This is a genomic window from uncultured Salinicola sp. (assembly GCF_937921195.1).
GTDB lineage: Bacteria > Pseudomonadota > Gammaproteobacteria > Pseudomonadales > Halomonadaceae > Salinicola.
This window is the reverse complement of record NZ_CALFQK010000150.1, coordinates 17,280-43,323: the sequence shown is the minus strand read 5'-3', so window position 1 is coordinate 43,323 and position 26,044 is coordinate 17,280. Positions and strand designations below refer to the sequence as shown.

Here is a 26,044-nt window from a genome sequence, read left to right as displayed (position 1 = left end):
TGGTCGCCCTCGACGACAGCGACGAACAGGCCCGCCGGCAGCGAGAGTCGGCCTCGATCCGCCCCGCTCTCCGGGCCGCTGTCGCTGGAAGAGGCCGTGCGTCGGGGACTGGCCATCAACCCGGCGGTCCGCGCGGCGATCGCCGATGCCGACGCCGCCGGTACCGAGGTGGATATCGCCGAATGGGGCTACTTCCCCACCGTCGATCTCTCGGCGGGCCCGGAAGAGTTTCCTTTCAGCGAGTTCGGCTACGACGCCTCGGCCCGCCAGATGCTCTACGACTGGGGCCGCATCGACAGCCAGGTTGCCAGCGCCAGCGCTGCAGAGCGCGAGGCTCGGCGGGCGCTCGGCGTGGCCGAAGAGGAGGCCGCGCTCGATATCGCCGAGGCCTACCTGGACATCCTGGCCGCCAGAAATCGACTGGAAGTGACCCAGCGTTATGTCGACGAGCTCGAGGCGCTGCGCAGCCTGACCCGGGACCGAGGCAGCAACGGTTATACCGACAGCAGCGAACAGGGGCGCGTGGCACTGGACCTGGCCCAGGCCCGCGACGAACTAGCGACGGAACGCGGTTCGCTGAACGACGCCCGCCAGCAGTTCCGGGTGCTGGTCGGCGTCTCGCCGGATGCGCTGGATGCGCCCGATCCGACGACCCTCACCGATCGCCTGGATGACGCAAGACTGGAACAGTGGATCGTGGCGGCGCCGGCCTACCGGCAGGCCGTGGCAACCGCCGAACAGGCCCAGGCCGACCTGGACGAGACCCAGGCGTCGTTGAAGCCGCAGCTCAACCTCGAAGGCTCGCTGGAGCGACGCCAGATCGGCGGCGAGCTGCAGAACGACTCGGTGATCGGGTTCCGCCTGCGCATGGATACGCTGCAGGGGCTGGCCAACTTCCAGCGACCGGACGCCGCCCGGCAAAGGCTCGAGGCGGCCCGCTATCGCGTCGACGACCAGCGCCGCGAAATCCGCCGCAGCGTGCTGACCCTGATCGAGAACGCCGAGGTCTACCGCCAGCGCCAGCAGGCGCTGTCCGACCAGGTCGAGGAGGCCCAGTCCGTGGGCGATCTCTACGACGACCAGTTCTCCGTGGGGCTGCGCGACGTCAACGACCTGTTGACGATCCGGCAGGAAGCGTTCTCGGCCCGCCGCCAGTTGATCGACCTGGAGAGCCAGCAGAAGCGCATCCAGTATCGCGCCGCCTCGCAGCTGGGGCTGATCAACCCGTTGATTACAGGCCGCCTGGGAGGTGACGCCCCATGAGCCTTTCCGCCTCCGAACGTTTCACGGACCCGGTCGACGAGAGCAACGACCCGCTGCGGGAAGGGATGGTGCTGTTATGTCGTCGCCTCGACCGCCCCACCTCCCTGTCGGAGCTCGGCGACGGGCTGCCTTTGGAGCAAGGACGGCTACCGCTGAGAGAAGTCTCCCGCGCCCTGCGCCGGGCCGGGGTCAGCGCCCGCGTGAGCCGACGTTCGCTGAAGGATATCTCGCCGCGATTGCTGCCGGCGCTGCTGATTCTCGACAACGGCGATACGGCGCTGCTGGAGTCGCTGGATGCCGGGGAAGCCCGCATCGCCCTCCCCGAAGCCGACGGCGGCGAGGAGATGCTGACGCCGGAAGCGCTGGACGCCCTCTACAGCGGCACGGCGATCTTCGCCCGGCCGGCCGCCCGCAGCGACGACCGCGCCGGCAACTTCGCCCAGGCGGCCCCCAAGCACTGGCTGAAGGAGCCGCTTAGAGCCTGCTGGCCCGCCTACGCCGAAGTCGGCGTCGCCGCCCTGGCCGCCAACGTCCTGGCGATCTCCACCGCGCTGTTCGCGATGCAGGTCTACGACCGGGTCGTTCCCAACGCCGCCTTCGATACGCTGTGGGTGCTGGCCAGCGGCGTGGCGCTGGCCGTGCTGCTGGAGTTCCTGCTCAAGGGGCTCAGGGCGCATCTGCTCGAGGTGATCGGCAAGCGTCTGGATCTCGAACTCTCGTCGAAACTCTTCGAACAGGCGGTCCGCCTGCGTCTCAACGCCAAGCCAGCCTCCACCGGCGCCTTCACCAGCCAGGTGCGCGAGTTCGAATCGGTCCGCGAATTCTTCACCTCCGCCACCGCTGGCGCCATCAGCGACCTCCCCTTCGTGGCGCTGTTCGTGTTGATCATCGCCTGGATCGGCGGCCCGGTGGCGTGGGTGCCGGTGGCCGCCATCGCCGGCATGATCCTCCCCGGGCTGCTGCTGCAGCGCCATCTGGCCAGACTGGCGCGCGAGAACCTGCGCGAGGGTGCGGTCAAGAACGGCGTGCTGCTAGAGTCGCTGGATCAGCTCGAGACCGTCAAGGCGACGCGGGCCGAGGGCAGAAACCTGGCGCTGTGGGAGTCGCTGTCGGCGCAGCTCTCCAACGCCTCGATCCGGCTGAGGGCGGTCACCAGCATGCTGACCCATTCGGCCTCGTTGCTGCAGCAGCTGGGGTATGTCGGCATCGTCATCGTCGGCGTCTATCGCATCAGTGCCGGCGACATGACCATCGGTGCGCTGATCGCCTGCTCCATCCTCGGCTCGCGGGCCATCGCTCCGATGGGCCAGACCAGCGCCCTGCTCGCCCGTTGGCAGCACGTCAAGGCGGCGGTCGAAGGGTTGGACGAACTGATGCAGGCTCCCAACGAAAGCGGGGCTGGCCAGAAAGTCCGCAAGCCCCGGCTCCACGGCGACTATCGCCTGGAAGAGGTCGTGGTCCGCCATCACGAAGAGGGGCCGGCCGCGCTGAAGATCGAAGAACTGACGATCGAGGCGGGCTCGCGGATCGCGCTGCTGGGCGGCAATGGCGCCGGGAAATCGACGCTGCTGCGGCTGCTTTCGGGCTTCGTCGAGCCGACCGCAGGCCGGGTGATGCTAGACGACATCAATATCACCCAGATCGAATCCGCCGACCGGCGTCGGGCGATCGGCTATCTCCCCCAGGACATCGCGCTGTTCTACGGCACCCTGCGGGACAACCTGACCCTGGATGGCGCGGCCTACGAGGACGAGGAGATCTTCCAGGCGCTGGACGGCGTCGGCCTGGGCCGCTTCGTGCGCAGTCACCCCCAGGGGCTGGAGCTGCCGATCGCCTCCAGCGGCAGCGTCTCCGGCGGGCAGCGTCAGGCCATCGGCCTCGCCCGGCTGGTGCTGCAGGACCCCCGCATCGTGCTGCTGGACGAGCCCACGGCCGCCTTCGACCAGAACAACGAGAAGCGCGCCGTGGCATTCCTCAAACGGTGGATGGAGGGCCGCACGCTGATCGTGTCGACCCACAAGAAGCCGCTGCTGGAGCTGACCGATCGCGCCATCGTGCTGCGCGACGGCAAGCTGGCGATGCAGGGCAACCTCGATCAGGTCGTGCAGGGCAATCGGGTCGCCTCCGGCAGCCCGACCCCGCGGGAGGGACGCTAGATGGCCACGACACTCAGCGACCAGCAGTTGCAGCGGCAGCTTGGCGACCCACGGGCCAACCTGCGTCATCCGCTCGCCCGCCCCGTGGTATGGGCCGTCCTGGTCTGCCTGCTCAGTTTCATCGGCTGGTCCGCCTGGGCGCACATCGCCGTGGTGACCCACGGCGAGGGCCGCGTGATCCCGGTCAGTCGCATCCAGTCGATCCAGAGTCTGGAAGGCGGCATCATCGATGAGCTCGAGGTGCGCGAAGGCGACATCGTCGACAAGGGCCAGCTGCTGGTCAAGCTCAGCGGCACCCGCTTCCGCAGCGCTTACCAGGAGACGGAAAATCAGGTCCAGGCGCTGAAAGCCGCCATTGCCAGGCTGCAGGCCGAAGTGCTCGAGGCGGATAGCATCGACTTCCCGGCGGATGTCGATGCCCAGAGCTCGCTGGCCCGGTCCGAGCGCGAACTGTTCCACGCCCGCAGGGAGAAGCTGCGCGAGGCCACCGGCTCCCTGGATCACGAGATCCAGATGGCCAGCCGGCGGCTGAACCTGATCCAGCCGCTGGTCGAGCGCAAGGCAGTCAGCCAGATGGAGTCGCTGCAGCTACAGCAGGACATCGCCTCGCTGCGTGGCAAGCGCGCCGAGATCCAGAACAGCTACGTGCAGGATGCCTACACCGAACTGACGGACAAGAAGGGGGAGCTGTCGTCGCTGGAGCAGGTTCTGGTGCAGCGCCAGGACCAGTACCAGCGCACCGAACTGCACTCGCCGGTGCATGGCCGGGTCAACGCGATCAACTACACCACCCGGGGTGGCGTGGTGCCCCCGGGCGAGACCATCATGGAAGTGATCCCGCTGGAGGACCAGCTGCTGCTCGAAGCCAAGATCAAGCCGCAGGACGTCGCCTTCCTGGCGCCCGGGATGCCGGCCAGCGTCAAGATCACCGCCTACGATTACACGATCTACGGCGATCTCGAAGGGACGGTCGAGCAGATCAGCGCCGATACCATAGAAGAGGAGACACCCCGGGGCACGGAGTCCTACTACAAGGTCTACATCCGCACCGAAAGCGGCTCGTTGACGCACAATGGCAAGGACCTGCCGATCATTCCCGGCATGATCGCCCAGGTCGATATCCAGACCGGCGAGCGCAGCGTGCTGGACTACCTGCTCAAGCCGCTGCTGAAAGCGAAACTCTATTGAACGTTTCGTGATTGACGGTCTCGAGACGGACGCTTGCGAGATTGAAGTTGGCGAGATTGAAGTTGGCGAGATTGGAGCTTGCGAGCGCCGTGCGACGACGCCCGCGGCACCGGCTTACCGATGTTCGGCGAGCCAGCGCTCGGCCTGCCGGCGCAGCGCCTCGTCCGAGCTGCGATCAGCTCGCGCCTGCCCGGCCACGGCCCGCCGTGCGTACTCCAGCGCTTCGGCATGCTCGCCTTCGTCCTCCAGATACTGGGCATAGTAGAAGTTGGTATCGATGCCGTCGGGCCGGATACCCACCGCCTTCTGCAGCAGCTCCCGCGCCTTGTCCGAATCGCCGAACGCAATCGGCCAGCCCGGCGCGTGCTGGTAGAGTGCGCCCAACGTCACGTAGGCCGAGCCGTTCTCGCCCTGAGGGTCGATGGCGATCGCCTTCTCCAGCGCCGTGCGCGCCCGCTTGGCCAGGTCCAGCGCTCCCAGGCCGCCCTTCGCCTTGGCGTAGGACGCCAGCACGACCCCCTGGGCCGTCAGCACCTGGGCGTTGTCCGGTTGGTTCCTGGCCAGTGCATCGGCCTCGTTGGCCAGGTCCTCGAACGCCTTCATGCGGGCATCGCCCTGCATCTGGTATTCGACGTTGCCCCACCGCTGCATGAGGGAGAACAGGGTCGGGTCCGGCGTTTGCGCCACGGCGGCGGTCGCCGCGAACAGGAGAGCCAGCACCAAGCCGACCTGCAGCACCGGCCGGCGCCAGGGGCGGTGACAGCAAAAGCGCTGCCACGACTGTCGTTCCATTGCCGCAATACCTGAAAGAGCCATCGGTGCCACTCCTGAACGGGCCATCGTTGCAATCTAACGAGCGTTTGAATTCACCACTATAGGGTTTTAGTCGCATGGCTGGCCCGATAGCGACCTCCCGTTCCCGTCCACGGCGCGAGGACGGGCGGCGGGATGACGTTTTTCCGCCTCTTTCTGCCTCGTGGATTAACCCACATGAAAAGTCCGGCCGATTCCGCGCCCTTCTTAATCTGTGTTACCACCACCGTTTTCCGATTCGACTAGCTTCAGGAGGCGTCAAGGAACCGACCACCTTCTCTCCTGGAGACGACCCATGTTTCAGCACTCATCGAAACTTCAATATCCCGTCAAGGTAGACAAGCCCGACCCGCAATTCGCCATGCTGCTGCAGCAGGCCATCGGCGGTATCGAGGGCGAGATTCGCGTCGCCATGCAGTATTTCTTCCAGGCCATGGGGGCCCGGGGAGACGATCGTATCCGCGATCTGCTGATGTCCACCGCGACCGAGGAACTCTCCCACATCGAAATGCTGGGTCATGCCGTGGCGCTCAACCTGGAGGGAGCGCCGGTCTCCTATCAGGAAGAGTCCGCCAAGGATCCGATCATCAACGCCATCCTCGGCGGCGCCAATCCCCGCCATCTGCTGTCGTCCGGGCTTTCCGCCATGCCGGTCAACGCCAACGGCGTTCCGTTCGATATGAGCCATGTCTACGCGACCGGCAACGTCGCCGCGGACATGATGGCCAATGTCGCGGCCGAGTCGGGAGGTCGCGTGTTGGCGACCCGCCTGTACAACTGGACGGACGACAAGGGAATGCGGGACTTCCTGTCGTTTCTCATCGCTCGCGACACCTATCACCAGCAGCAGTGGCTCGCGGTCATCGAGGAGCTGGGCGGTTTCGAGAAAAACCTGCCGATCCCCAACTCGACTCCGGAAGCTCACGAGGCCACCGAGCACTCCTACTACTATCTCAATACCTTGACCGACAAGCAGGCGCCCGAGGGGCGTTGGAACCGGGGACCTTCACTGGATGGCCGAGGGGAGTACTCGACACGAGACAAGCCGGAACCGGAGGGACAGGTTCCCTCGCTGGGCAAGGCCAGGAAGCACTCCGGCGCTCAGAAAGAGCAGATGTAGTCGAAGATCGCCCGGCAGCGCTTCCCGTGACGCGCCCACTCCCGAGGGTGGGCGCTCGACCCGGCGCATTGCGGTTCTCCACGCCGGGTGAAAATGCCGGTAGCGACTATTCTCATGGATGAGTGGCGGCTCCAGCCGCCTGACGAGGTAGGTAGCCGTGTCCCAGACGACGGTGGCAAAGACACTCCCCCCTCCCGATAGCGATTCCGCCAACTGGCTGCCACGATTGACCGTCGACTGGCCCTGTCCCGCCGCGGATCCCGAGTCGCTGGCGCGACGTCTTCGGCATCTCGTGGCATCGCGACTCGACCGGCTCGATCTTCCCGCACAGGGAAAAACGCTGGCCCGATGGCAACATCTGTCGGATATCGCCGCGCTCGATCTCGGTCTGGCCAAGCTGTTCGAGGGCCATACCGATGCACTGGCGATTCTCGCCGAGATATCCCAGCCCAGCCGCTATCCCGCCACGGCACGCTGGGGCGTCTGGGCGGCGGAGCCGCCTTTCGCCCGCCTGACGCTGAGGCGGGCATCCGAACGGTCGGGAGCGCTGGTCGATGGCAACGACGTCGTTCTCGACGGCACCAAGGCGTGGTGTTCCGGGGCGCACGCTGTCACTCACGCCCTGGTCACCGGCTGGCTCGAGGAGACACCCTGCCTCGCCGCCGTGGAACTCTCCCGGCCCGGCGTTCAGGTGACCCAGCGAGGCTGGTCGGCCGTGGGCATGGCCGCCACTGCCAGCGTCGAGATCGAGTTCGAGAACGTCGAGGCCACCCTGGTCGGCGATCCCGGAGCCTACCTTCGGCGCCCCGGCTTCTGGCAGGGCGGTATCGGCGTTGCGGCATGCTGGTGGGGCGGTGCGCGGCGCATCGCTGAGACCCTGCTGGCGGGAGCCAACCCGGAAGATCCCCATCGCCTGGCCCATCTCGGCATGGTGGAGGTGGCGCTGCACAACGGCGCTTCGAGGCTGCGCGAGGCTGCCGCCTGGGTCGATGCTCATCCGCAAGAGAACGCCCGTCTTCTCGCTCTCTCGGTCAGGGCCGCGATCGACGACATGGTCGCCACGATCATCGAGCACGCCGGGCGGGCGCTGGGCGCCGCGCCCTACTGCCGCGACGCGGCCTTCGCCCGGATGATGGCGGACCTGCCGGTCTTCGTCCGCCAGACCCATGCGGAGCGGGATCTCGAGTCGATAGGCCGCGACCTGCTGCAGCGGCGCCAGGAGAACAAGGCGACGGCCCCCGGTGACGTCCCCTCTCACCATGGATGGAGATTGATGTCATGAATGACGACGCAGTGGGATCCGAAACAGCCTCGGCCGCCGATGACCGCCGAATCGTCGGCAACGGCACGCCGCTCGCCGAGTGGCGGCAATGGCAAGGGCTCTCGGCGCTTCCCGCGGTCGATGCCGGGACGCTGGTACCCGTCGGCTTCCGCGCCGTGGTGGTCGCCCCTCATCCCGACGACGAGATTCTCGGCTGCGGCGCGCTGCTGCAGCAGTGGTCGGCACTGGGTCGCGAGCTGTTGATCGTGGCGGTCACGGAGGGGACCGGCAGTCACCCCGGCTCTTCCTCCTGGCCGCCGGAGCGGCTGGGACGGATACGCCCCGAGGAGAGCCGGCGGGCGTTGTCGCGGCTCGGTCTCGAGGAGGTGGACGTCATCCGGCTGCACCTCACCGACACCCGGGTCGGCGAGGAGAGCCATGAATTGGCCTATCGCCTGCATCGACTCCTGCGGCCCGACGACGTCCTCGTCACCACCTGGCGAGGTGACGGTCACCCGGACCATGAGGCCACGGGGCGCGTCTGCGCCCGGCTCGCCGACGACCGCCGCCTGGCGCTGGTCGAACTGCCGGTCTGGATGTGGCACTGGGCCGAGCCTGGCGACAGCCGTGTCCCCTGGCACCGGGCCCGGCGCGTTACCGTCGATGACGATCAACTTGCGCGCAAGCGAGCGGCGATGACCGAGCACGCCAGCCAGTGCGAACCCGACCCGTCGACTGGCCGGCCCGCCGTCCTGTCGTCGTCCACGCTCTCCCGTCTCATGCAGGACCACGAGGTGGTGCTAGCATGAGCGACGTCCGGCTGATGGCCCATTTCGAACGGCTCCATGTCGACTCGGCCGACCCATGGGGATGCGACACCCGCTGGTACGAGGCCCGCAAGCGCGCCTTGACCCTCGCCCTGCTGCCCCGGGAACGTTACCACCACGGTTTCGAGCCCGGCTGTTCGGTCGGCGCCCTGAGCGCGGAGCTGGCCCAGCGCTGCGACATCTTCACCGGCTGGGATGCCAGCGCCAGTGCCGTGGCCAGCGCCAGAAAGCGGCTCGGACATCTCGATCACGTGCGGTTCGAACGACGCGAGCTTCCCACCACCCTGCCCGTGGCCGCCTTCGACCTGATCGTCTTCAGCGAGATAGGTTACTACCTGGACGAGGCGGCGCTGGCGACCACGGTGCGAGCGCTACGATGCGCGCTTCGGCCCACCGGCGATTTCATCGCCTGCCACTGGCGTCACCCCCTCGCCGACGGCTACCGGTCCGGCGATGCCGTGCACCAGCGTCTGCACGAGCACCTGGGGCTGACCGCCAAGTCGAGCCTGGTCGAGCCGGACTTTCGCATCGAGCTGTGGTCCGGGGAGGCATCAGGAAGCGTGCCGGCGGGAGAGTCGAGATGACGCTGGCGACATCCCGGCAATACCCAGCCCTGCAGAGTCCCGCGCCTTGATCGGTATCGTGGTACCCGCGCACAACGAGGAAGAGATGCTCGGCGCCTGTATCGCCTCGCTACAGGTCGCCGCCGCTCATCCGGCCTTGCAATCCGAGCCCGTTCGAATCGCGATCGTGCTGGATGCCTGTCGTGACGGCTCCGCGGCGATCGCCCGCCAGGCCGGCGTCCACACCATCGAGGTCGACTACACCAATGTGGGGCTTGCCCGCCATAACGGCGCAGGCTGGCTGATAGCCCAGGGCGCGCGCTGGTTGGCGTTTACCGACGCCGATACGATCGTCGAGCCGGACTGGCTGGTACGACAGCTTGCCAGTCGTGCCGACGCGGTGTGCGGCGGCGTCCATCTGCTCGATTGGGCGACGCTCTCGACGGAACTCCGCCGGCGATATCTCTCTCATCGTCGGTCCGTGACGGCCGGGAGGCATATCCATGGCGCCAATCTCGGCGTCAGTGTCGCTGCCTATCTCGCGGTGGGGGGCTTCGCTCCGTTGGTCGCCCATGAAGACGTCCGCTTCATTGGCACGCTGAAGCAGCATGGTTTTACCATCGACTGGCTACACGGAATGCGCGTCAAGACCAGTTCGCGACGCAAAGCCAGGGCGCCTGAAGGCATGGGAGCGTTACTGAATTCGCTGGAGCAGGGAATATCCTGAAACGGAAAAGGAAGGACCACGTGTCGCGCTGCGCGAATCACGAGCCGGGGCATCGAAAAGTTGACCACTGGGAATGAGTCAACCAATCCCTGCTACAGCTCTCTCAGCTCTTGCTCAGCAAATTCATGTGAAGATAGTCGTCTGAAAAGTCCGCGAATGCCTTGAGACGTTCCCAATCGGGTATTTCGACCGTGCTGTTCCGCGTGACGATGAGGCCTTGCCGGCGCAGGCTCTGCAACACGCGGTTGGTATGCACCGGTGTCAATCCCATGGTCTCGCTCAATTTTATCTGGTTGATAGGCAAGTGAAAGCTACTCTCCTTCGTGAGCCCCGCCGCCTGGCTGCGAAGAAATAGCTCACAGAAAAAATGAGCGATCCTGACCTCGCCCGAACGCCCGCCCAGATTGATCACCCACTCCCGTGTAATGGACTCGTCCACCATCATCGACCAGAACAGTGCCCTGGCCAGGTTGGGATAATGTCCCAATAGATGGTTGATGCTTTTTTCGCTGATGGTGCCAACGGTCGTCGACGTCTCCGCCCGAATGGAGTGATCCATTTTCTTGAGCAGCGTGACATGGATATCACACATGTCTCCGGGGATGAGATAGGCCATGATATGTTCACGACCGTTATCGAGTAATTTATATCGACTGACCCAGCCATGATAGATGACATGAATCGTCGTGGGTTCCTTGCCCGCGGAAAGGATATGCTCCCCTCGGGTATAGCTGACTTCGTTATCGATGGCGTCCCGAAAAGCGCTCTTCTCTTCAGCGGATAGCGTCGTGAATTTGGCAAGGCGATTGAAACAGTAATCAAGCATTGGAGTAACACATAGGGTATCCCTCCACATGGTTGGATGAACCGGGCCGTCGACCCGAAGGGGTGTGCCTCTCCTGATGGCACGCACCTGTCGGACGCTACGCGGGGTTGGACACGACGACAACCGAACCCCTTAGCCCAAGACCATGATCATTACGGCCGGGCCGCATCGCCACCAGCAACGCGGTATCGAGCGGTCCAGGGGCGCTTCGGCATCGGTGACAGCTGCCAGGGTAGCAGGTATCCCGCCAGCCGGACCATCAGATGGGCCGCCACGGCGCGGAACGCTCGGCACCGGTATCCGCCTCCCCTTGTTCCCGCACTGGGCAAAGACGGGCTCGAGCGGAGCCCTCAATAAAAGCATCACCCAGGAAATTTGTAACTGACTTTACCGGACACGGATTAACTTCAGTTCCGAAAAATCCTTCTAAAACAGCGAAACACAGCATTACCCATGAACACCATGAGAAATCCCCTCTTATATATAACCCATGATAAATAGCGGATGCATGAAAATAACCCGGCGCAAATCATGCACATACGGAACAAAAAAGCGGCTCCTGTCGAACACGATAATAGAACAGCGTTTCCGAAATTCATTTAATAACATCTAAAAACATGATGGGCCTGACAAAGCCCACTCAGGCTCACTACATTGCCAGTGACGGCTCAAGCCCGATATCTGATAAAGGATTTATCAGACGACAGCCTCAAAGGAGATTCTGCAATGGCTAATCATAATCCAGGTGATTTCCACGACGGTCGTCAGAAGGCCGCCGAAGCCGCCCACGATGGCGGCCAGGAGAGTTCCGGCAGCCTCAATAACGATCCGAAGAGGGTTTCCGAAGCGGGTCATAAAGGCGGCGAGATCCAGGGCAACTGACTGCGCTTCTTTCCGGCATACCGAGGCAGCGCCAAGGCGCTGTTCAACGACATGCTGGCCATTACCAGCCAATGGCCGATCAGGCGAAACCGGTTCTCAAAGACAAGCTTTGAAACCAACCCTGCCAGGTCTCTTGGCAGGGCCTCGACCGAGGTAGATTACTATGTCTTCGTTAGCCGAAGTCACCAGCAGATCGCACGATCCCTGTCGGCGCGTCTCTGCAAACGCTCAAGCGTGGTACGACTACTCGCTATATTTCGAGATTTTCTCTCACCATACGCCGTTATCGATCGACCACCGCGAAACCTTGGCTGAACTGCAGCAGGCGCCTCGTCGGTTCAAGAAAGGTAGCGTGATCAAGAACCGTGAGCTGAACAATCGTCATCTACTGGCGATTCAGGATGGCTGGGCGTGCTCCTGCCGCGTCAGCGAGGACGGCAATCGCCAGATCATCGATCTCTACCTGCCCGGCGAGATCGTCGGCCTGCGCGATCATCACGCCGGTGGAAGCTTCGATGAAGTCATCATGCTGACGGAAGGCTTGGTCATTCCCTTGCACAAGTCGCAGCTCGATCATGTGATGCAGAAGGACCATAGCCTGGTGAATGCCGTGCTCGCTACGACGATACATCAGTGCAACATCATGGCGGATCGGTTGAACAACCTGATCAGTCGCGATGCCACGAGTCGGCTCGCTTATTTCATTCTGGAGCTTCACGCACGCCTCAACTTCTCGCGCGCTGAACTGAAGGACCTGTCGCTTCCCCTGTCCCAGCAGGTCATCGGCGACTTGCTGGGCATGACCAATGTCCATGTGTGCCGATGCCTGAGCCAGCTCGAGGCGAAGGGGCTTTTGACCCGGGACAGAGACTCGCGCGACATCCAGATCACCGATTACGCTGGGCTGTTGGCCCTATCGGGGTTTGGCACCGCCTACCTCCACCATTGCCATGGCAGCCGGCGGGGGCGGTCCGCGCACGCTCGGGATGCGCTATCCCCTGGGGGGCAACCTGGTAGACGATAGCAAGATCACCTGACGATGAAGCAATGCGTTCACCCCCTCGACTACCGAATCCCGAGCCAGGATCTATCGGTGGATTCAACCCGCACGCCTGCCAAGCCCCAAAGCGGGCCGGTCCTGAACCAGATCCACTCCGTATGGCCCCGCGCCGGCGAAATGCCACCGGGGTCGGCCCTCCCCTTTTCGAGTGGCAGGCCGCTCCTGTAAAAGAACCAAATTTCTCAATTCCCAGGGAAAAACTAACCCATATTATGGCGTTGGTGAAAAGCAGCGCCTAGATTAGAAAAAATAATAACCCGCAAAAAAACGGCTTGAGCAGGAAAAAGATGCGATACAAGATCCAAGTCTCCAGGGATAGAGCCGGATATATCGCGACGTGTCGGGAGTTGCCAAGATTCGTGGCCACGTCGAAGGAACTGGACGACCTGTCTCGCTTGAGCGTCAAGAATTTGAGTCTGATCATCGGGAGCCATCTATCCTCGGCTGAATTCATTCCTCAGACATCCAGCGCGGAAGATGAGGACAATCTCTGGCACCCACCGCTCGGCACACGACTCAAGGTGGAGATATCGAACGCCTTGATCGACAAGGGGTGGTCGCGCGATGAGTTCTTCCGGGTCATGGACTTGACACCCTCCAGCGCGAGGAATTTCTTCGATATCGAGATCAGCACACGACTGACCACGTTCGACAAGGCTTTCCATGTCCTGGGTTTATTCCCGGATCTTCAGATCATCGAGTCGCCCGGTGACCTGCATTTGAGACATCGGGAAAAATCTATGAACAACTTCCCTCCGGCGAAAATTGATTCAGATTAAATCGCCCTCTTTCTTGACTCTTTTCCGCTAAACGATCACGACCAGGCTGAGAGCGAGGTCTCGAGGCCAATGGCAGAGTGCCGGCATCGTGGCGATGATGCCGGCATTCGCGTTAGGCTACCGCCATCCTCAGGCCGTTGGAGATGCCACCTCGATGCAAGGACGAAACATGACCCGCTGGCGCGATCCCAAGAAGGATCCGCGTCAGGAAAAGAAGAGCAACCTGATCACGCCACAGGGATTCGATCGGCTCCAGGGGATTCACGACCATCTCTCCCGCGTCAAGCGACCCCAATTATCGACCAAGGTCGGTGAAGCCGCGGCCCTGGGTGACCGCAGCGAAAATGCGGACTACACCTATAACAAGAAGGAGCTCAACCGGGTCATCGCGCGAATCCGCTATCTGCGCAAGCGCCTGGATGAGCTGCAGGTCGTCGACCGCCTGCCGGCGGATACGGGGAAGGTCTATTTCGGCGCCTATGTCACGCTGGAGGACGACAACGGAGAGGAGCTTTGCGTGCGCCTGGTCGGCCATGACGAGACCGACACCGCCAAGCACTGGATCAGCGTCGATGCGCCCTTGGCCCGGGCGCTACTGGGAAAAGCGCTGGACGACGACGTCGTGGTCGCGGCCCCCGGCGGCGAGACACACTATATCGTGACCGATATTCGCTATACGGATCGCGATCTCCAGTGAAGAGCGGCCAGACCTTCGAATGAATCAGCGGAGATTCAGAAAGCGGCGTAACGGTCGATAGACAAACTCGACCGCCATGGCGTCAACGAATCGACATGAATCAGACCCACCGAGGACAGCCCATGCAGGAGGCTTCCGAACACCCAGCACCGGCGGTCCTGTTCGCCCGACAGCCGATTTTCGACGCCTCCCTGGACATCGTCGCATTCGAGCTTCTGTTCCGCCCCACCGATGGCGGCCCCATGCCGACGCCATTCGATGGCAACCGGGCGACCAGCACGGTCTTGCTGAATGCCTTTACCCAGGGCGATCTGAACACGGTCAGCCAGGGAAAGCCGCTGTTCGTGAATTTCACGGCCGAGACGCTGAGCGACGACCTGCCGTTCGACGCTTCCCGGCTGGTCGTCGAGCTCCTCGAGGACATGCCGTTCGACGACGCCATCCGCGACCGCTTGGAACTGCTGCGGCAGCGGGGATTCACGCTGGCGCTGGACGACTATGCCGAAGCCGATGCCACCCATCCCTGCCTGCCGCTCGTGGATATCGTCAAGCTCGAGTACCCGCACTACAGCGAAGAAGGGTTCGATCACATCGTCCGCCAGTTGCGACGACACTATCCGAAGATCAGGATCCTGGCGGAAAAGCTGGAGACGGAGGAGGACCTCGAGCGCTGCCAGCATGCCGGTTGCGATCTGTTCCAGGGTTACTTCCTCGCTCGCCCCCAGCTCGTTCATGGGGCCGCGGTCACGACCGATCGCCTCGCCATCCTCAAGCTCATCGCGACGCTCAACAAACCCAAGGTCAGCGTGGGCGAGATCTCGTCGGCCATCGGACGCGACCCGACGCTGGGCGTACGACTGCTGCGGCTGGTGAATACCGTGCAGTACCAGCGTCAGATCAACATCACCTCGCTGCGTCAGGCCGTGGCCCTGATCGGCACCCACCGTATCCGCAGCCTGGCGACGTTGCTGGCGCTGTCGGAGGTTGAGGACAAGCCGGAATCGCTGCAGCAGCTGGCGCTTTCACGCGCCTGCCTGTGCCGCGAACTGGCCGTCGGAGACCCGGACCTGGCCGAAAAGGCCTTCATCTCGGGGCTGTTCTCCTATCTGGAAGCCTTTTTCAATCGCCCTCTGGAGGAGCTCGTCGAATCGCTCCCCCTGCACGCTTCGATCTCGGCTGCCCTGCTGCATCACGATGGGCCGGTCGGCACGCTGCTGGAGACCGCCATCCGGCTGGAGAGCGGCGAGTGGAACGAGATTCCCTGGACACGCCTGACATCGCTGGGCATCAAGGCCTCGGACGTTGGCGAGGCGAATCAGCGCGCCCTGCAATCCATGAGGGAGCTGCAGACTAACGCCAGGCTTTGATCGCCCGATAGACCCGGAAGCGCCGATCGTCGGCCAGCACCTCGAAATCGCCAAAGGCGGCCCGCAACCACTCGGGGTACGGAAGAAACGCGTTGGCGACCAGTGTCAGGCTGCCACCGCCGACGAGATGCGCCGGCGCCTCCCGGATCAATCTCTCGGCGGGCCCGTAATCGATGGCGCGCTCCTGATGGAACGGCGGGTTGCTGACGATGGCCTCGAAGGTCCCCTCCAGCTGGCGATAGACATCGCTCTGGATGACCGTGCCGGTCAGCTGATTGGCGGCTAACGTGCGCCGCGTGGCCTCGACCGCGAAGGCGTTGAGATCGACCGCCGTGACCTGGTAGCCCTGCTTCGCCAGCCACGCCGACAGAACGCCATCCCCACAGCCGACATCCAGCGCCCGCAGCGGTTTACCGCGCGCCGGCAACGGCGACTGCGCCAATGCTTTCAGCAATAGCCGCGTGCCGTCGTCGAGCTTGCCATGGCCGAAGACGCCAGGATGGCTCTCCAGCGTCAGCCCTTCGGCGGTAAACGTCTGCCAGACCGCGTCCGAGTCGCGGGCGGATCCCACCGTTCGGCTCGCGAACAGCGTGCAGCGACGCGCCGTATCCAGCTTGCGGCACGCTTGGTCCAGGCTTGCCAGCACCTTGGGGACACGCTTGATGCCGCCCTGGTTCTCCCCCACGATCTGCAGCGGCGTACCGGCTGGCAACGCCGCATTCAACGCCGTCACCCACCACGCGCCCAGCGCATGGCTCTTGGGCCAGAACAGTACCGCCCCCGGCACCTCGGAGGGTGGCGGCGTCAGCGCGTCATAGGCCGGGCGACCCGCCCGCTGCCACGCCGTGCACACATCCAGGTCCGCGCTCCAGACCAGCCCTTCGCCCGACTCCAGCCAGCCGTCGCGTGGCGGCGCGACCCACAGCCAGCCGCGATAATCGGCATCCTGGCGAGCCAGCAACTGGCACGCGGGGGACTGCGTCGTCATCAGGACGTCTCCTCGAGGGGCGTGCCGTCGGCACGTCGAATCAGGTAGTGAAGGTAGCGACCCAGCCGCCAATGCGGCTCGACCCGGCAGTAGCGCTTCTCGAGTTCGATGATCGTCGCGAGCTGCGCCTCGCTCGGCGAGCGTTCCCGCAGGTAGTCGTGGAAGATCCGGATGCCGGCGACGCTCTCGATAACCAGCCCCTCTTCACCACACCAGCGCTCGATATCGGCATGCGTCAACGGGGAGATCGGCGTCAGGCGTTGGCGCCGGCCGGTGCCCGACAGCCGATCCTCCAGCGCTTTATCGAGATTGCCCTTGACCACGTTGGAGAAACGCAGCGCATCGCGATTGAACACCATCAAGGAGAGCCGGCCGCCCGGCGCCAGCAACGCGTTCAGGAGGGAGAACGCCTCGCGTGGCTGCGCCAGCCACTCCAGCACGGCATGACAGACGATCAATGGCCACGGCCCCGGCGCCAGTTCGGGCAATGCCTGGATCGGTGCCTGCAATGTCTGGACGGGCAGCTCGCCGAAGCCGGCCCGCGCCAGCATGTCCGCCGACGGTTCCGCCAGGGTGACCCGATGCCCCCGCTCGGCCAGCCATACGCTCATCTGGCCGAGACCGCCGCCCACATCCAGCGCGGGCGCCCCATCCAACGGCAGCGAGTGGGACAGCACCTCGTCGAGCACCGCCAGACGGATCTGGCCGCGCGCCGTGGCGTAGAGGCTATTGGCGAACTTGTCGGCCAGACCGTCGAAGATCCGGTCCTGACCCACGGGGATGTCGTTGCCGTGCCGCGAGGGCGAGGCGGAGTCATCAGAACAGGGCATGAGATAGCGATGGCTCGAATCGGGAAGGCGGCATTGTACCAATGCCAACGCGGAGCGTCCCGGCGCAATGGCTACCGCGGGTTTATCTTGGCGAATCCGGCGCTTATACTATGCGCCGCTCGAGACGCATGCGTCGCTCGACACACAGCGGTTGCGCTGTCACGCCCTCCGCCCCCATAGCTCAGCTGGATAGAGCGTCCCCCTCCTAAGGGGAAGGTCTCAGGTTCGAATCCTGATGGGGGCACCAAATTACATTCCTTAACGTTCCAAGAAGTTCCAAAAAACAAAGAAAATTCATAGCGTTACACTACAATTCAGTCCTCAGCGTTCCCAGTTCTTCCTCCCAAATCCGGTATACAGATGGCATACTCATCGGAGTAACCCTCTGTTCGATTGTCACTCGTATGCCACTATGCCGCTAACCTCCCGCAAGATCGAAACAACCAAACCAGGCCCCAAAACCATCGCCCTATCAGACGGCTTGGGATTGGAACTCAGGATTTCGCCCAATGGCCACCGGGGCTGGCGTTTGCGTTACACCCGACCCAACGGAAAGCGCAACATGATGAGCCTTGGCCCATACCCCGAGATCACGCTCGCCGAAGCCAGAGAAAGGCGAACGGACGCGCGACGCCTCATCGCTAAAGGCATCGATCCGGTCGAACAGCGCAAGGAGGAAAAGCTGGAGAAGGAGCTGGCTAATACTCACACCGTTCGAGCCATGGCCAAGGAGTGGCACGACACCATGAGCCATCGCTGGAAAGCCGGCTCAGGCAGAGACAAGCAAAGCTGGGGAGCACTGGAGCGTCACGTTTTCCCCTATGTGGGTTCCCGCCCCCTGGAGGGAATCAAGCCGCTCGAATGGCTAGAGCTGCTGCGTCGGCTCGAGTCAGCGGGCAAGGGGGAGCAACGCCGGCGCGTTCATGCCTTCTGCCGGGACATCTACCGTTTTGCCATCATTACCGGGCGCGCCACCTACAATCCGTTGACGGATCTTGGCGCAGCGCTTCTGCCTCAGAAGAAAAAGCATTACCCATTCCTTCCTCAAGACGAATTCCCGGCTCTCGCCGAGGCTATCGAGGGGTACACCAACAGCCCCATCGTTCGCATCGGCCTGAAATTGCTCACCTTGACCGCCGTTCGTCCCGGTGAGCTTCGTCTGTCCAGATGGGATGAGTTTGATCTTCAGGCTGGCGTTTGGGTGATTCCCGCCGAGCGAATGAAAATGGGCCGCGAGCACAAGGTCCCACTGCCCTCTCAGGCCATTCTCGAGCTTCGCGAACTCCATAGGATGACCCACCCTTTCGGGTGGCTTTTTCCGGGCAGGAACAACCCTCGCCAACCGCTCTCGAACGCAACGTTCAACATGGCGTTCAAGCGCATGGGGTACGAGGGCCGCTTGGTGCCGCATGGCTTGCGCCACATGGTCGCCACCGGGCTCAAGGAGTACGGCTACCCCCGCGAGTGGATCGAGATGCAGCTCTCGCACAAGCTGCCAGGTGTCGAGGGGATCTATACCCATGCCGAGCACATGGCACCGGAACAGCGGCCGGCGATGATGCAGTTTTGGGCCAACAAGCTCTATCCAACACCGCCATCCGGCTAGGCCAGGATCTGCATTACGGAAAAGTCTTTTGCCTGCATGCTTCGAGCCTGCTGCGTTACATCGATAAGGAGCGCCGCCATTGTTCCTGGCGGCGCTCAAGCTTGCTTGATAGTCACAAATTAGACGGAGGTATAACCACCATCCGCCATTACAACGGAGCCCGTCATGTAACTCGCCCGATCGCATGCAGCAAACGCGATCACCTCGGCGATTTCTTCAGGCTGGGCGGCTCGCCCAGCCGGTGAACTCGCACCATGCTCGGCGAGGAAATCACGGCCATTCGGCATGATATCGTCCAAAATGCCGGTGACCACATCGCCGGGCGCTACCACATTGGCCCGAATACCATGTTCGGCCCCCTCTAACGCAAGGACGCGTGTGAATTGAGCGATAGCCCCTTTTGACGCGGCATAGGCACCTATCGTGGGGAACGCGACGTGACAGGCGTAGGAACCCACATTCACAATGCTGCCACGTTTGGCATCGATCATGACCTTCATCGCCTCGCGTGAATGTAGAAAGGTCCCCCTCAAATTGACGTCGAGCACGGAATCCCAATCTTCGAGCGTCATCTCTGCCACAGGCTTATTGATGATGCGCCCAGCGTTATTGACGAGGATGTCCAGCCTACCGAAGCGTTCCAGGGCCAGTTCAACCGCTCGAGTCGCAGTCTGCTCTTCTGAAAGATCACCGATGAGCGCCACGATACGCTCAGAATATTGCTCTAGATCCTCAACCTCGGCCTTTACGTCTTCGGCCACCACACTGGCGCCGCGATCCACGAGTAATTTGACCAAGGCACTGCCGACACCGCCCGCAGCCCCTGTCACAATCGCTACACGGCCCTGAAATTCGAGATTCAAGTCAGTCATTTTTCCCTCCAGACAATGGTCATTAGCCGTCGTCTGTGACGGCAGAGGGAATATTAGGAGCTATCCAAAGCTAAATAATCGGCACTTTTCTTAAAGGTTTATTTAGCAAGATTAATTAATGAGAGGCAGCTGAAACTGTTTCCTTCAGAAAATCGATAAATGCTCGCATCACAGCCGAATGCTGGTGCTGTTTAGGAAAGCAGAGATAGAACCCTTCGAATGGCGCGCTCCAGTCAGTCAGCAGCGGCACTAGTTCGTTACGCTCCACATAAGGCTGAATCTGGTCCTCCGCCCAGAAAGCGATGCCCGCGCCCCTTGCAGCGGCGTTTAGTGCGGCATGCTGATCATTGAACGATAGGACGCCATTCAGCGAGACCTTCAGCCAATGGTCGTCCTTGAAGAACTCCCACTGATAACTGCCTAGCTGGCCTGGCCACCGCCACGTTATGCACCGATGTCGCCGGAGGTCGGCAGGAGTTTTCGGAGAACCGAACTCTTCAAGATAGGAAGGCGAAGCCGCAGCGACCTGTCGAATACGAGGGCCCAATGGCAGGCCAATGAAGTCCTGATCGAGCATTTCCCCAAGACGAATAGAGAAGTCGTAACCATTCTGGACGATATCCAGAGAAGCATCATCGAGTGTGACGTCCACGCGAATGTCGGGGAAGGCCTTAAGAAAGGCAGGCAAATACGGCTCAAGATAGAGCCGTGAGCCAAGCCGCATAGCGTGCACGTGAATTCGCCCATGGGGCCGAGTAGCGAACTGTGATGTATCAGCCACTGCGGCCGAGACTTCCTGCAGTGCTGGTTGCAAGCGAGCAGCTAAGTGCTCCCCAGCTTCCGTCAAATGGACACGTCGAGTCGTCCGATGCAGCAGTTGGACATGCATGCGGTGTTCCAAACTCTTCATGCTCTGGCTCAGGGCTGAAGCCGTCACCTGTAGAGACTCTGCGGCCCTGACGAAGCTGCCATGCTCCACTATCGCCATGAAGCCTTGCAGCTCTGCAAACTCGGATCCACGCATGTTGTTTATCTCTCAGACATTTCAACAATCAAGGACTTTGGAAAGGACCGCATCAACCATTCTTTCCGCATACCCGAAAATAGAACGAGCCCCTCTCGCTTCGGATCTGCCGCCATTCTTCGACGCCATGGGCTTGAAGGTGCTCTACAGGGGGAGCGAAGTCATCACCCGTAACCGTGAAGGCGTAGTGAGTGTATTCGGGGTGTGGTTCGGTGCCGCGCTGCTCATCCAGGGTGAGACAAAGCCACAAATCGTCGAGCGATAGGTACGCTACCGTATCCCATTGGATTCAAGCATACCTGGCTCCTGGTTTTGGCAGACTTTCCTGACTCGCACAGGAACGAGAACATCGCAACCACTGGCCATCATGACAGCCGTAGCCTTCCTCGAGGGCTGCGGCTTTTTCGTTCGTCAACACGCGTCGATCACGAATTTTCGCCACTCTCGTTGTAGATCGCGAATCTACAACGGGCGTTCCTCGCAGGTCACTTTTTACCTAGGCAAGCTGAGCATGTCCCAAGCGCAACGCCCCGGCGCTGCCTGGGTCAAGCGGCCAGCGTAGGTTTTTGGCGGTCCGCGATCTGTAAGCCATCGACTTACAGTTAGCGTTCCTCGCTGGTCGTTTGATGCTTGGGCAAGCTAAGCATGTCCCGCCGCCGAATCGGTCCGGGCAAGCCAAGACAGCCAACGAGGATTCCCATGACCAACGTCACATCGACAGCCACCCCATACCAGACAGTCGAGCGCCTGCAGCTCGGCAACCGTCTCCTTCGCCGCCGCGACGTGGAGCTTAAGACCGGCAAGAGCCGATCCGCGATCTATGCCGGCGTCAGCAACGGCACCTTTCCGGCCCCGCTGCCCATCGGCGACAAGAGCGTCGCCTGGCTCGAGGAGGAGGTGGATAGCTGGATCGCCAATCGACTCGCCGAGCGTAACCGCACGCTGGCCGGTCGCCAGATCCAACACTTCGGCACCCAGGTTGAGGAGGCTCGCGCATGAAACGCTTCACGCTGACGGTCGGCGGACAGACGCTCGATTTCACCGATCAGGACGTGCCGGCGCTGGATGAAGCCCTGAACGTTGCGATCAATAGCGCCGGGCGGGAAGTGATACGCCACAGCGCCAGTGGCGAGCGTATTACCGTTCTGATGCACCGCAATGGCGGCGTCGGCAAGCACTCCACGCTCCCCCGCGATCCCAACACGGTGTTGATGCGCGACCTCAATTGCGGCCTCGATTACGAGCAGACGGACTGCTAGACCCGCCACACGCTCGCACCACTCAACGACAGCGAATCATCCAGCCGCTCGGCGTTTACGCCGAGGGGAATAGGGAGGCTTTGTGCCTAATAAACGCGAAAACCCCGGTCAGCGTGGGGCTGCCGGGGCTCTCGAAGACACTCTTTGCAACGACGATCCTAGCAAATTCCGGCGCGGTGTCACGCGTCGGCACACGCCGATGGTCCGGGGGCTGACGCTGGCCATTCGTCATCCTTTGGCCGGGGAGGACTTGCGCCTTCCCAACGGGTCCGGCTACGATGCTCGCGTCGCGGCAAAATCCGTGACCGGGTTTGGCGACCCGAACCACTCAAGGCGCAGTAGCGCCCACACCATTGCAGGCGCTTTTTTTGTGCCCGCAATGCGTCGTTATGGCGGGCTGCGTGGGGAGACCTTCGGGTCTGCCGGTTTCCTTGAGTGCCGGTTCGCCAACCCCGCGCAGTCCGCCCCCAAGCTGTTTGGCGACAGCCGGGGCGGTTCCGAGATTACTCAAGGAGCCTCACCCATGGCAGATCACGCCCCCCGTGCGTCCGCACGATCCGTTATTCCCCCGCATCAAATCGCCACCGCCGTCATCGGCGCGAAGTTGATCGCCTTTCGCGTCAACCGTCGCCCCGAACAGCTCGCCCATCTGCTGGGCATGACCCGCATGGCCGCCGAGCTGGGCGCGATTACCCAGGAAGAGCGCCAACAGTTCCTGGCCGACCTCGACACCCTGGTGGCCGAGGGGGTGACCCATGGGTAAGCGCCTCGAGGATGCCAACTGCCTGACCGAATCCGAGTGCCTGCTGATCGATCCGCGCGCCGACCGCGAAACGCTGCTCGATCACGCCGAGATGCGCCTCGATGCGGTCAAGGATCTGATGTTCACGCTCTCGACCATGAACGGTCAGGATCGCGACCTCACCTCGGTGGATCTGTCGAATCTGGCCACGGTGTCGCGCTATCTGACCGGCGACGCCAGCGACCTGCTGGTGGCCGCCCGGCGTCTCGACGCCGAACAGCGCGTCGCCCAGCGGCAGGCCGTTCATCGGGCGCACGGGGCGGGAGGTGGCCATGTCTGAGGTCATCGCCAAGATCCAGCGCGTGTCCCGCGCCTCGCTGGCCCACGCCGAAACCCTCACCCGCGAATGGCTGCCCCAGGGCAGCCGCCAGGGCAGCGAGTGGGTCGCCCGCAACGTCGCCCGCGGCGACCGCGCCAGCGGCTCGTTCGGCGTGTCGCTGGCCAGCGGCAAGTGGAACGACTTTGCCGACAACAGCGCCCACGGCGGCGATCTGGTCTCGCTCTACAGCTACCTGAACGCCTGCCGGCAGGTCGACGCCGCCATGGCGATCGACCGCCGGCTGGGGCTGGGCGTGTTTCGCCGGGGCATCACGCCACCGGTGAACGACGCCGCCGAGGCCGCCGCGATGGTGGCCTATCGCCAACGCCTCGAGGACGACGCCGCCGAGCGGGAACACGCTCGCCAGGAAGCGGCGGACCGGGCGCGGTCGGCATGGCGCGCCGCACGGCCCGCCCCCTCGACGCATCCCTACCTGATGAACAAGGGCATCCCGGCCTACCACCTGCGCCAGTGTCGTCGGGGCTGGCTGCTGGTGCCGCTCCACGCGGGTGGCGAGCTGGTCAATCTGCAATGGATCACCCCCAACGGTCGGAAACGCTTTCTCAAGGGCGGACAGGTCCAGGGCGCTTACGCCGTGATCGGCGAGATCGTACCGGGTGGCCGCGTGTACGTCTGCGAGGGCTGGGCCACCGGGGCGACGCTGCATCGCCTCACCGGCGACGCCGCCGTGTGCGCCATGCACGCCGGCAATCTGCGCGCCGTCGCCGAAAAGCTGCGCCAGGCGCTGAACGGTTCGCTGGATCTCGTTATCGCCGGCGACGACGACCGTCAGACGGCGGGCAATCCCGGACGACAGGCGGCCAACGACGCCGCGCTCGCCGTCGGCGCGATGGTGCTCTATCCCAAGTGGCCGGAAGGCTGCCCCGACGATCTGACCGACTTCAATGACCTGTATCGCTGGCATCGTGCCCGACTCGATGACGCGTCCCGAGACGACCAGGGACAGGCTGGCAGCACTGACATGACGGGAGGTGACCATGAGTGAATCGCAACCCACCCTCTCGCTGGTCGGCGAGCCCACCGCCCCCAACCTAGACCGTCTCGAGCGGCCCGCCTTCGCGGTCTACGAGGGACCGATCAGCGCCGACGGCAAGACGTTCCGCGCCGGGACGTGGTTCCACGGCATCAAGCACTCTAACGGCGACGAGGCCGGCCAGCCTTACGACGTCTGGATCTGTGCCCCGCTCCATGTCGACGCCGAGACCGTCAACAGCGACGACGGTAGCGTGGGGCGTCTGCTGCGCTTTCGCCACCGGGGCCGCTCGGTGGAACACGTCATGCCGATGGAAGCGCTGGCCGGGAAAGGCGAGGAAGTCTTGAAGGCACTCATGCGTCAGGGGCTCGAGATCGAGTACAACCAGCGCCGCCACGTGCCGGCCTATATCGCCAGCCACCACGGCCTCGACCGCATCCTGGCCACCACCACCCGACCGGGCTGGCACGACACCAGCGGCGCGTTCGTGCTGCCCAACCGGATCATCGGCGATGCCGACGTGCGCTTTCAGGATAGCGGCAAGGCCGCCCATCTCTTCACCGAGCGGGGCACGCTCGAGGCGTGGCAGGCCGAGGTGGCCCACTACTGCCAGGGCAACCCGGTGCTGGTTCTGGCCGTGGGCTGCGCGCTGGCCGGGCCGCTGCTCTCCCGCGTCGGCGTCAACGGCGGCGGCGTCCATCTGGTCGGCGACTCCTCGAGCGGTAAATCGCTGGCGCAGTCGCTGGCCGCGTCGGTGTGGGGCAATCCCGGCATCTTCGCCGCGTCCTGGGACATGTCCAAGGGCGGCATCGAGATCGAGGCCTCATCCCGCAACGACACGGTGCTGATTCTCGACGAGATCAAGCGCGCCGATCCCAAGCGCGTCCAGGAGATGGCCTACGCCATCGCCAACGGGACCGGCAAGGGCACCATGACCCGCGAACGCGAGGGACGCCCCAAGCTCTACTGGCGCGTGCTGGCCCTCTCCAGCGGCGAGCGCTCGCTCTCCGAGCATGCCGCCATCTCGGGCAATAGCGCCCACGCCGGCGCGGAGCTGCGCATGGTCGACGTCAACGCCGGCACTCGCACCTATCGCGCCTTCGATGACGTGCACGGCAGCGATGGCGCCTCGTTTCACCGCCGACTGACCACGGCGGCGTCGCAGCACTTCGGCCAGATCGGGCCGGCGTTCGTCGAACGGCTGGTGACGGAGAGCGATCCCGATCACTTTCACCGCCGCTTCAGGGAAGTGCGCCAGCGTTTCGAGACGTCGAGCCCCCAGGCGGGCCGGGTCGCCGACCGCTTCGCCGTCATCGGTCTGGCCGGCGAACTGGCCATCGAATACGGGCTACTGCCGTGGCCGCCCACCAGTGCCGCCCGGGCCTGCCGCCAACTGTTCCTCGAATGGCTGGCCAGCGTTGGCGACGGCAATGCCGAGGATCGCCAGATCCTGGCCGCCCTCTCCGACTTTATCGCCCTGCACGGGGATAGCCGGTTCTCCGACATCGCCGCCACGCTGCCCAATCCCAACGTGCGCCACCGCGCCGGGTACTTCGAGATCGACAACGGCAAGCGGCTCTATCTGTTCAACCGCGCCTCGCTGGCCGAGGCCGCCGACGGCTACGGACGCGCCCGCATCATCCGCACGCTCGAGACCAGCGGCGTGCTGGCCAAGACCGACGGCAACCGCCACCAGAAGAACTACCGCCTGCCAGGGGGCGGGTCGGCCCGGTTCTTCGTCATCGATCCCGACAAGCTCGACAGCGACCGGGGCGCGGCATGACCGACCCGCGCCCGGCCAATCCACCCAGCCAGCCACCC

27 protein-coding genes and 1 tRNA gene are annotated in these 26,044 nt (G+C 63.5%); 22 read left to right on the top strand and 6 right to left on the bottom strand.

The features are described from left to right. From Q0602_RS16990 to Q0602_RS16980, 3 genes are all read left to right on the top strand, one after another. On the top strand, positions 1 to 1,263 hold a 1,263-nt coding region (locus Q0602_RS16990; protein WP_298845788.1), incomplete at its 5' end, for a TolC family protein. Next, positions 1,260 to 3,419: a type I secretion system permease/ATPase gene (locus Q0602_RS16985; protein WP_298845786.1), complete on the top strand. Its 2,160-nt coding sequence runs from the start codon at positions 1,260 to 1,262 to the stop codon at positions 3,417 to 3,419. The genes Q0602_RS16990 and Q0602_RS16985, both read left to right, overlap by 4 nt. Beyond that, positions 3,420 to 4,607, top strand: a complete 1,188-nt coding sequence (locus Q0602_RS16980; protein ID WP_298845784.1) for an HlyD family type I secretion periplasmic adaptor subunit — start codon at positions 3,420 to 3,422, stop codon at positions 4,605 to 4,607. A 114-nt stretch (positions 4,608 to 4,721) separates the two neighbouring features. On the opposite strand, the gene Q0602_RS16975 is transcribed toward Q0602_RS16980, so the two are convergent. Then, entirely contained in the window at positions 4,722 to 5,423 is a 702-nt protein-coding gene (locus Q0602_RS16975) for a hypothetical protein (RefSeq protein WP_298845782.1), read from the bottom strand. Between the two features lie 292 nt (positions 5,424 to 5,715). On the opposite strand from Q0602_RS16975, the gene Q0602_RS16970 reads away from it, so the two are divergent. The 5 genes from Q0602_RS16970 (at position 5,716) to Q0602_RS16950 (ending at position 9,918) form a co-directional block, all read left to right on the top strand. Then, positions 5,716 to 6,540: a manganese catalase family protein gene (locus Q0602_RS16970; RefSeq protein ID WP_298845780.1), complete on the top strand. Its 825-nt coding sequence runs from the start codon at positions 5,716 to 5,718 to the stop codon at positions 6,538 to 6,540. Between the two features lie 157 nt (positions 6,541 to 6,697). After that, on the top strand, positions 6,698 to 7,822 hold the full coding sequence (locus tag Q0602_RS16965) for an acyl-CoA dehydrogenase family protein (protein ID WP_298845778.1): 1,125 nt from the start codon (positions 6,698 to 6,700) through the stop codon (positions 7,820 to 7,822). Beyond that, entirely contained in the window at positions 7,819 to 8,610 is a 792-nt protein-coding gene (locus Q0602_RS16960) for a PIG-L deacetylase family protein (RefSeq protein WP_298845776.1), read from the top strand. The genes Q0602_RS16965 and Q0602_RS16960 overlap by 4 nt, the downstream gene beginning before the upstream one ends. Then, positions 8,607 to 9,212 (top strand): SAM-dependent methyltransferase, encoded by a 606-nt coding sequence (locus Q0602_RS16955; protein WP_298845774.1) that lies wholly within the window; start codon positions 8,607 to 8,609, stop codon positions 9,210 to 9,212. The genes Q0602_RS16960 and Q0602_RS16955 overlap by 4 nt, the downstream gene beginning before the upstream one ends. Before the next feature lie 46 nt (positions 9,213 to 9,258). After that, on the top strand, positions 9,259 to 9,918 hold the full coding sequence (locus Q0602_RS16950) for a glycosyltransferase (RefSeq protein ID WP_298845772.1): 660 nt from the start codon (positions 9,259 to 9,261) through the stop codon (positions 9,916 to 9,918). Between the two features lie 103 nt (positions 9,919 to 10,021). On the opposite strand, the gene Q0602_RS16945 is transcribed toward Q0602_RS16950, so the two are convergent. Continuing rightward, positions 10,022 to 10,744 carry a Crp/Fnr family transcriptional regulator gene (locus tag Q0602_RS16945; RefSeq protein ID WP_298845770.1) on the bottom strand — a complete coding sequence of 241 codons (723 nt, stop codon included), beginning with the start codon at positions 10,742 to 10,744 and terminating at the stop codon, positions 10,022 to 10,024. Positions 10,745 to 11,470: 726 nt separating this feature from the next. Between Q0602_RS16945 and Q0602_RS16940 the strand changes: the two genes are divergently transcribed. The 5 genes from Q0602_RS16940 (at position 11,471) to Q0602_RS16920 (ending at position 15,529) form a co-directional block, all read left to right on the top strand. Then, positions 11,471 to 11,626 carry a KGG domain-containing protein gene (locus tag Q0602_RS16940; protein ID WP_298845768.1) on the top strand — a complete coding sequence of 52 codons (156 nt, stop codon included), beginning with the start codon at positions 11,471 to 11,473 and terminating at the stop codon, positions 11,624 to 11,626. A gap of 163 nt (positions 11,627 to 11,789) precedes the next feature. Next, on the top strand, positions 11,790 to 12,650 hold the full coding sequence (locus Q0602_RS16935; RefSeq protein WP_298845766.1) for a Crp/Fnr family transcriptional regulator: 861 nt from the start codon (positions 11,790 to 11,792) through the stop codon (positions 12,648 to 12,650). A gap of 395 nt (positions 12,651 to 13,045) precedes the next feature. Next, the gene (locus Q0602_RS16930) at positions 13,046 to 13,465 is read left to right on the top strand and encodes a hypothetical protein (RefSeq protein ID WP_298845764.1); all 420 of its coding nucleotides are present in this window, start codon (positions 13,046 to 13,048) and stop codon (positions 13,463 to 13,465) included. Between the two features lie 154 nt (positions 13,466 to 13,619). Beyond that, on the top strand, positions 13,620 to 14,162 hold the full coding sequence (gene greB / locus Q0602_RS16925) for a transcription elongation factor GreB (protein ID WP_295036735.1): 543 nt from the start codon (positions 13,620 to 13,622) through the stop codon (positions 14,160 to 14,162). A 95-nt stretch (positions 14,163 to 14,257) separates the two neighbouring features. Continuing rightward, positions 14,258 to 15,529, top strand: coding sequence for an EAL and HDOD domain-containing protein (locus Q0602_RS16920; protein ID WP_298845761.1), 1,272 nt, complete (start codon positions 14,258 to 14,260; stop codon positions 15,527 to 15,529). Here Q0602_RS16920 and Q0602_RS16915 read toward each other — a convergent pair. After that, positions 15,513 to 16,517, bottom strand: a complete 1,005-nt coding sequence (locus tag Q0602_RS16915; RefSeq protein WP_298845759.1) for a methyltransferase — start codon at positions 16,515 to 16,517, stop codon at positions 15,513 to 15,515. The genes Q0602_RS16920 and Q0602_RS16915 overlap by 17 nt on opposite strands. Continuing rightward, positions 16,517 to 17,347 (bottom strand): methyltransferase domain-containing protein, encoded by an 831-nt coding sequence (locus Q0602_RS16910; protein ID WP_298845758.1) that lies wholly within the window; start codon positions 17,345 to 17,347, stop codon positions 16,517 to 16,519. The genes Q0602_RS16915 and Q0602_RS16910 overlap by 1 nt, the downstream gene beginning before the upstream one ends. Positions 17,348 to 17,517: 170 nt before the next feature. On the opposite strand from Q0602_RS16910, the gene Q0602_RS16905 reads away from it, so the two are divergent. Both Q0602_RS16905 and Q0602_RS16900 read left to right on the top strand, forming a co-directional pair. After that, positions 17,518 to 17,594, top strand: a tRNA-Arg gene (locus tag Q0602_RS16905). A gap of 165 nt (positions 17,595 to 17,759) precedes the next feature. After that, positions 17,760 to 18,953: an integrase arm-type DNA-binding domain-containing protein gene (locus tag Q0602_RS16900; RefSeq protein ID WP_298845756.1), complete on the top strand. Its 1,194-nt coding sequence runs from the start codon at positions 17,760 to 17,762 to the stop codon at positions 18,951 to 18,953. Between the two features lie 119 nt (positions 18,954 to 19,072). Here Q0602_RS16900 and Q0602_RS16895 read toward each other — a convergent pair whose 3' ends face one another. After that, the gene (locus Q0602_RS16895) at positions 19,073 to 19,825 is read right to left on the bottom strand and encodes an SDR family NAD(P)-dependent oxidoreductase (RefSeq protein WP_298845754.1); all 753 of its coding nucleotides are present in this window, start codon (positions 19,823 to 19,825) and stop codon (positions 19,073 to 19,075) included. 115 nt (positions 19,826 to 19,940) lie between these two features. Continuing rightward, positions 19,941 to 20,849 carry a LysR family transcriptional regulator gene (locus Q0602_RS16890; protein ID WP_298845752.1) on the bottom strand — a complete coding sequence of 303 codons (909 nt, stop codon included), beginning with the start codon at positions 20,847 to 20,849 and terminating at the stop codon, positions 19,941 to 19,943. Between Q0602_RS16890 and Q0602_RS16885 the strand changes: the two genes are divergently transcribed. From Q0602_RS16885 to Q0602_RS16855, 7 genes are all read left to right on the top strand, one after another. Next, positions 20,848 to 21,114, top strand: a complete 267-nt coding sequence (locus Q0602_RS16885; protein ID WP_298845750.1) for a hypothetical protein — start codon at positions 20,848 to 20,850, stop codon at positions 21,112 to 21,114. The genes Q0602_RS16890 and Q0602_RS16885 overlap by 2 nt on opposite strands. Positions 21,115 to 21,548: 434 nt before the next feature. Next, positions 21,549 to 21,848 (top strand): AlpA family transcriptional regulator, encoded by a 300-nt coding sequence (locus Q0602_RS16880; RefSeq protein WP_298845748.1) that lies wholly within the window; start codon positions 21,549 to 21,551, stop codon positions 21,846 to 21,848. Continuing rightward, positions 21,845 to 22,108: a hypothetical protein gene (locus Q0602_RS16875; RefSeq protein ID WP_298845746.1), complete on the top strand. Its 264-nt coding sequence runs from the start codon at positions 21,845 to 21,847 to the stop codon at positions 22,106 to 22,108. Before Q0602_RS16880 ends, Q0602_RS16875 begins: the two co-directional genes overlap by 4 nt. 523 nt (positions 22,109 to 22,631) lie before the next feature. Then, entirely contained in the window at positions 22,632 to 22,871 is a 240-nt protein-coding gene (locus Q0602_RS16870; RefSeq protein WP_298845744.1) for a hypothetical protein, read from the top strand. Further along, complete coding sequence (locus tag Q0602_RS16865) at positions 22,864 to 23,190, top strand: hypothetical protein (RefSeq protein WP_298845741.1); 327 nt, start codon at positions 22,864 to 22,866, stop codon at positions 23,188 to 23,190. Before Q0602_RS16870 ends, Q0602_RS16865 begins: the two co-directional genes overlap by 8 nt. Further along, on the top strand, positions 23,183 to 24,235 hold the full coding sequence (locus tag Q0602_RS16860; RefSeq protein WP_298845739.1) for a toprim domain-containing protein: 1,053 nt from the start codon (positions 23,183 to 23,185) through the stop codon (positions 24,233 to 24,235). Before Q0602_RS16865 ends, Q0602_RS16860 begins: the two co-directional genes overlap by 8 nt. Continuing rightward, positions 24,228 to 26,006, top strand: coding sequence for a DUF927 domain-containing protein (locus tag Q0602_RS16855; RefSeq protein WP_298845737.1), 1,779 nt, complete (start codon positions 24,228 to 24,230; stop codon positions 26,004 to 26,006). Before Q0602_RS16860 ends, Q0602_RS16855 begins: the two co-directional genes overlap by 8 nt. Positions 26,007 to 26,044 lie beyond the last annotated feature (38 nt).

Bases quoted from the DNA above. Each gene is read 5' to 3' on its own strand.
- Q0602_RS16910 (WP_298845758.1), bottom strand. From the start codon at position 17,347: ATGCCCTGTTCTGATGACTCCGCCTCGCCCTCGCGGCACGGCAACGAC.
- Q0602_RS16935 (WP_298845766.1), top strand. From the start codon at position 11,790: ATGTCTTCGTTAGCCGAAGTCACCAGCAGATCGCACGATCCCTGTCGG.
- Q0602_RS16960 (WP_298845776.1), top strand. From the start codon at position 7,819: ATGAATGACGACGCAGTGGGATCCGAAACAGCCTCGGCCGCCGATGAC.
- Q0602_RS16915 (WP_298845759.1), bottom strand. From the start codon at position 16,517: ATGACGACGCAGTCCCCCGCGTGCCAGTTGCTGGCTCGCCAGGATGCC.
- Q0602_RS16980 (WP_298845784.1), top strand. From the start codon at position 3,420: ATGGCCACGACACTCAGCGACCAGCAGTTGCAGCGGCAGCTTGGCGAC.
- Q0602_RS16940 (WP_298845768.1), top strand. From the start codon at position 11,471: ATGGCTAATCATAATCCAGGTGATTTCCACGACGGTCGTCAGAAGGCC.
- Q0602_RS16985 (WP_298845786.1), top strand. From the start codon at position 1,260: ATGAGCCTTTCCGCCTCCGAACGTTTCACGGACCCGGTCGACGAGAGC.
- Q0602_RS16920 (WP_298845761.1), top strand. From the start codon at position 14,258: ATGAATCAGACCCACCGAGGACAGCCCATGCAGGAGGCTTCCGAACAC.
- Q0602_RS16865 (WP_298845741.1), top strand. From the start codon at position 22,864: ATGGGTAAGCGCCTCGAGGATGCCAACTGCCTGACCGAATCCGAGTGC.
- Q0602_RS16895 (WP_298845754.1), bottom strand. From the start codon at position 19,825: ATGACTGACTTGAATCTCGAATTTCAGGGCCGTGTAGCGATTGTGACA.
- Q0602_RS16945 (WP_298845770.1), bottom strand. From the start codon at position 10,744: ATGCTTGATTACTGTTTCAATCGCCTTGCCAAATTCACGACGCTATCC.
- Q0602_RS16885 (WP_298845750.1), top strand. From the start codon at position 20,848: ATGTTGTTTATCTCTCAGACATTTCAACAATCAAGGACTTTGGAAAGG.
- Q0602_RS16955 (WP_298845774.1), top strand. From the start codon at position 8,607: ATGAGCGACGTCCGGCTGATGGCCCATTTCGAACGGCTCCATGTCGAC.
- Q0602_RS16875 (WP_298845746.1), top strand. From the start codon at position 21,845: ATGAAACGCTTCACGCTGACGGTCGGCGGACAGACGCTCGATTTCACC.
- Q0602_RS16890 (WP_298845752.1), bottom strand. From the start codon at position 20,849: ATGCGTGGATCCGAGTTTGCAGAGCTGCAAGGCTTCATGGCGATAGTG.
- Q0602_RS16870 (WP_298845744.1), top strand. From the start codon at position 22,632: ATGGCAGATCACGCCCCCCGTGCGTCCGCACGATCCGTTATTCCCCCG.
- Q0602_RS16880 (WP_298845748.1), top strand. From the start codon at position 21,549: ATGACCAACGTCACATCGACAGCCACCCCATACCAGACAGTCGAGCGC.
- greB (WP_295036735.1), top strand. From the start codon at position 13,620: ATGCAAGGACGAAACATGACCCGCTGGCGCGATCCCAAGAAGGATCCG.
- Q0602_RS16975 (WP_298845782.1), bottom strand. From the start codon at position 5,423: ATGGCTCTTTCAGGTATTGCGGCAATGGAACGACAGTCGTGGCAGCGC.
- Q0602_RS16860 (WP_298845739.1), top strand. From the start codon at position 23,183: ATGTCTGAGGTCATCGCCAAGATCCAGCGCGTGTCCCGCGCCTCGCTG.
- Q0602_RS16970 (WP_298845780.1), top strand. From the start codon at position 5,716: ATGTTTCAGCACTCATCGAAACTTCAATATCCCGTCAAGGTAGACAAG.
- Q0602_RS16855 (WP_298845737.1), top strand. From the start codon at position 24,228: ATGAGTGAATCGCAACCCACCCTCTCGCTGGTCGGCGAGCCCACCGCC.
- Q0602_RS16900 (WP_298845756.1), top strand. From the start codon at position 17,760: ATGCCGCTAACCTCCCGCAAGATCGAAACAACCAAACCAGGCCCCAAA.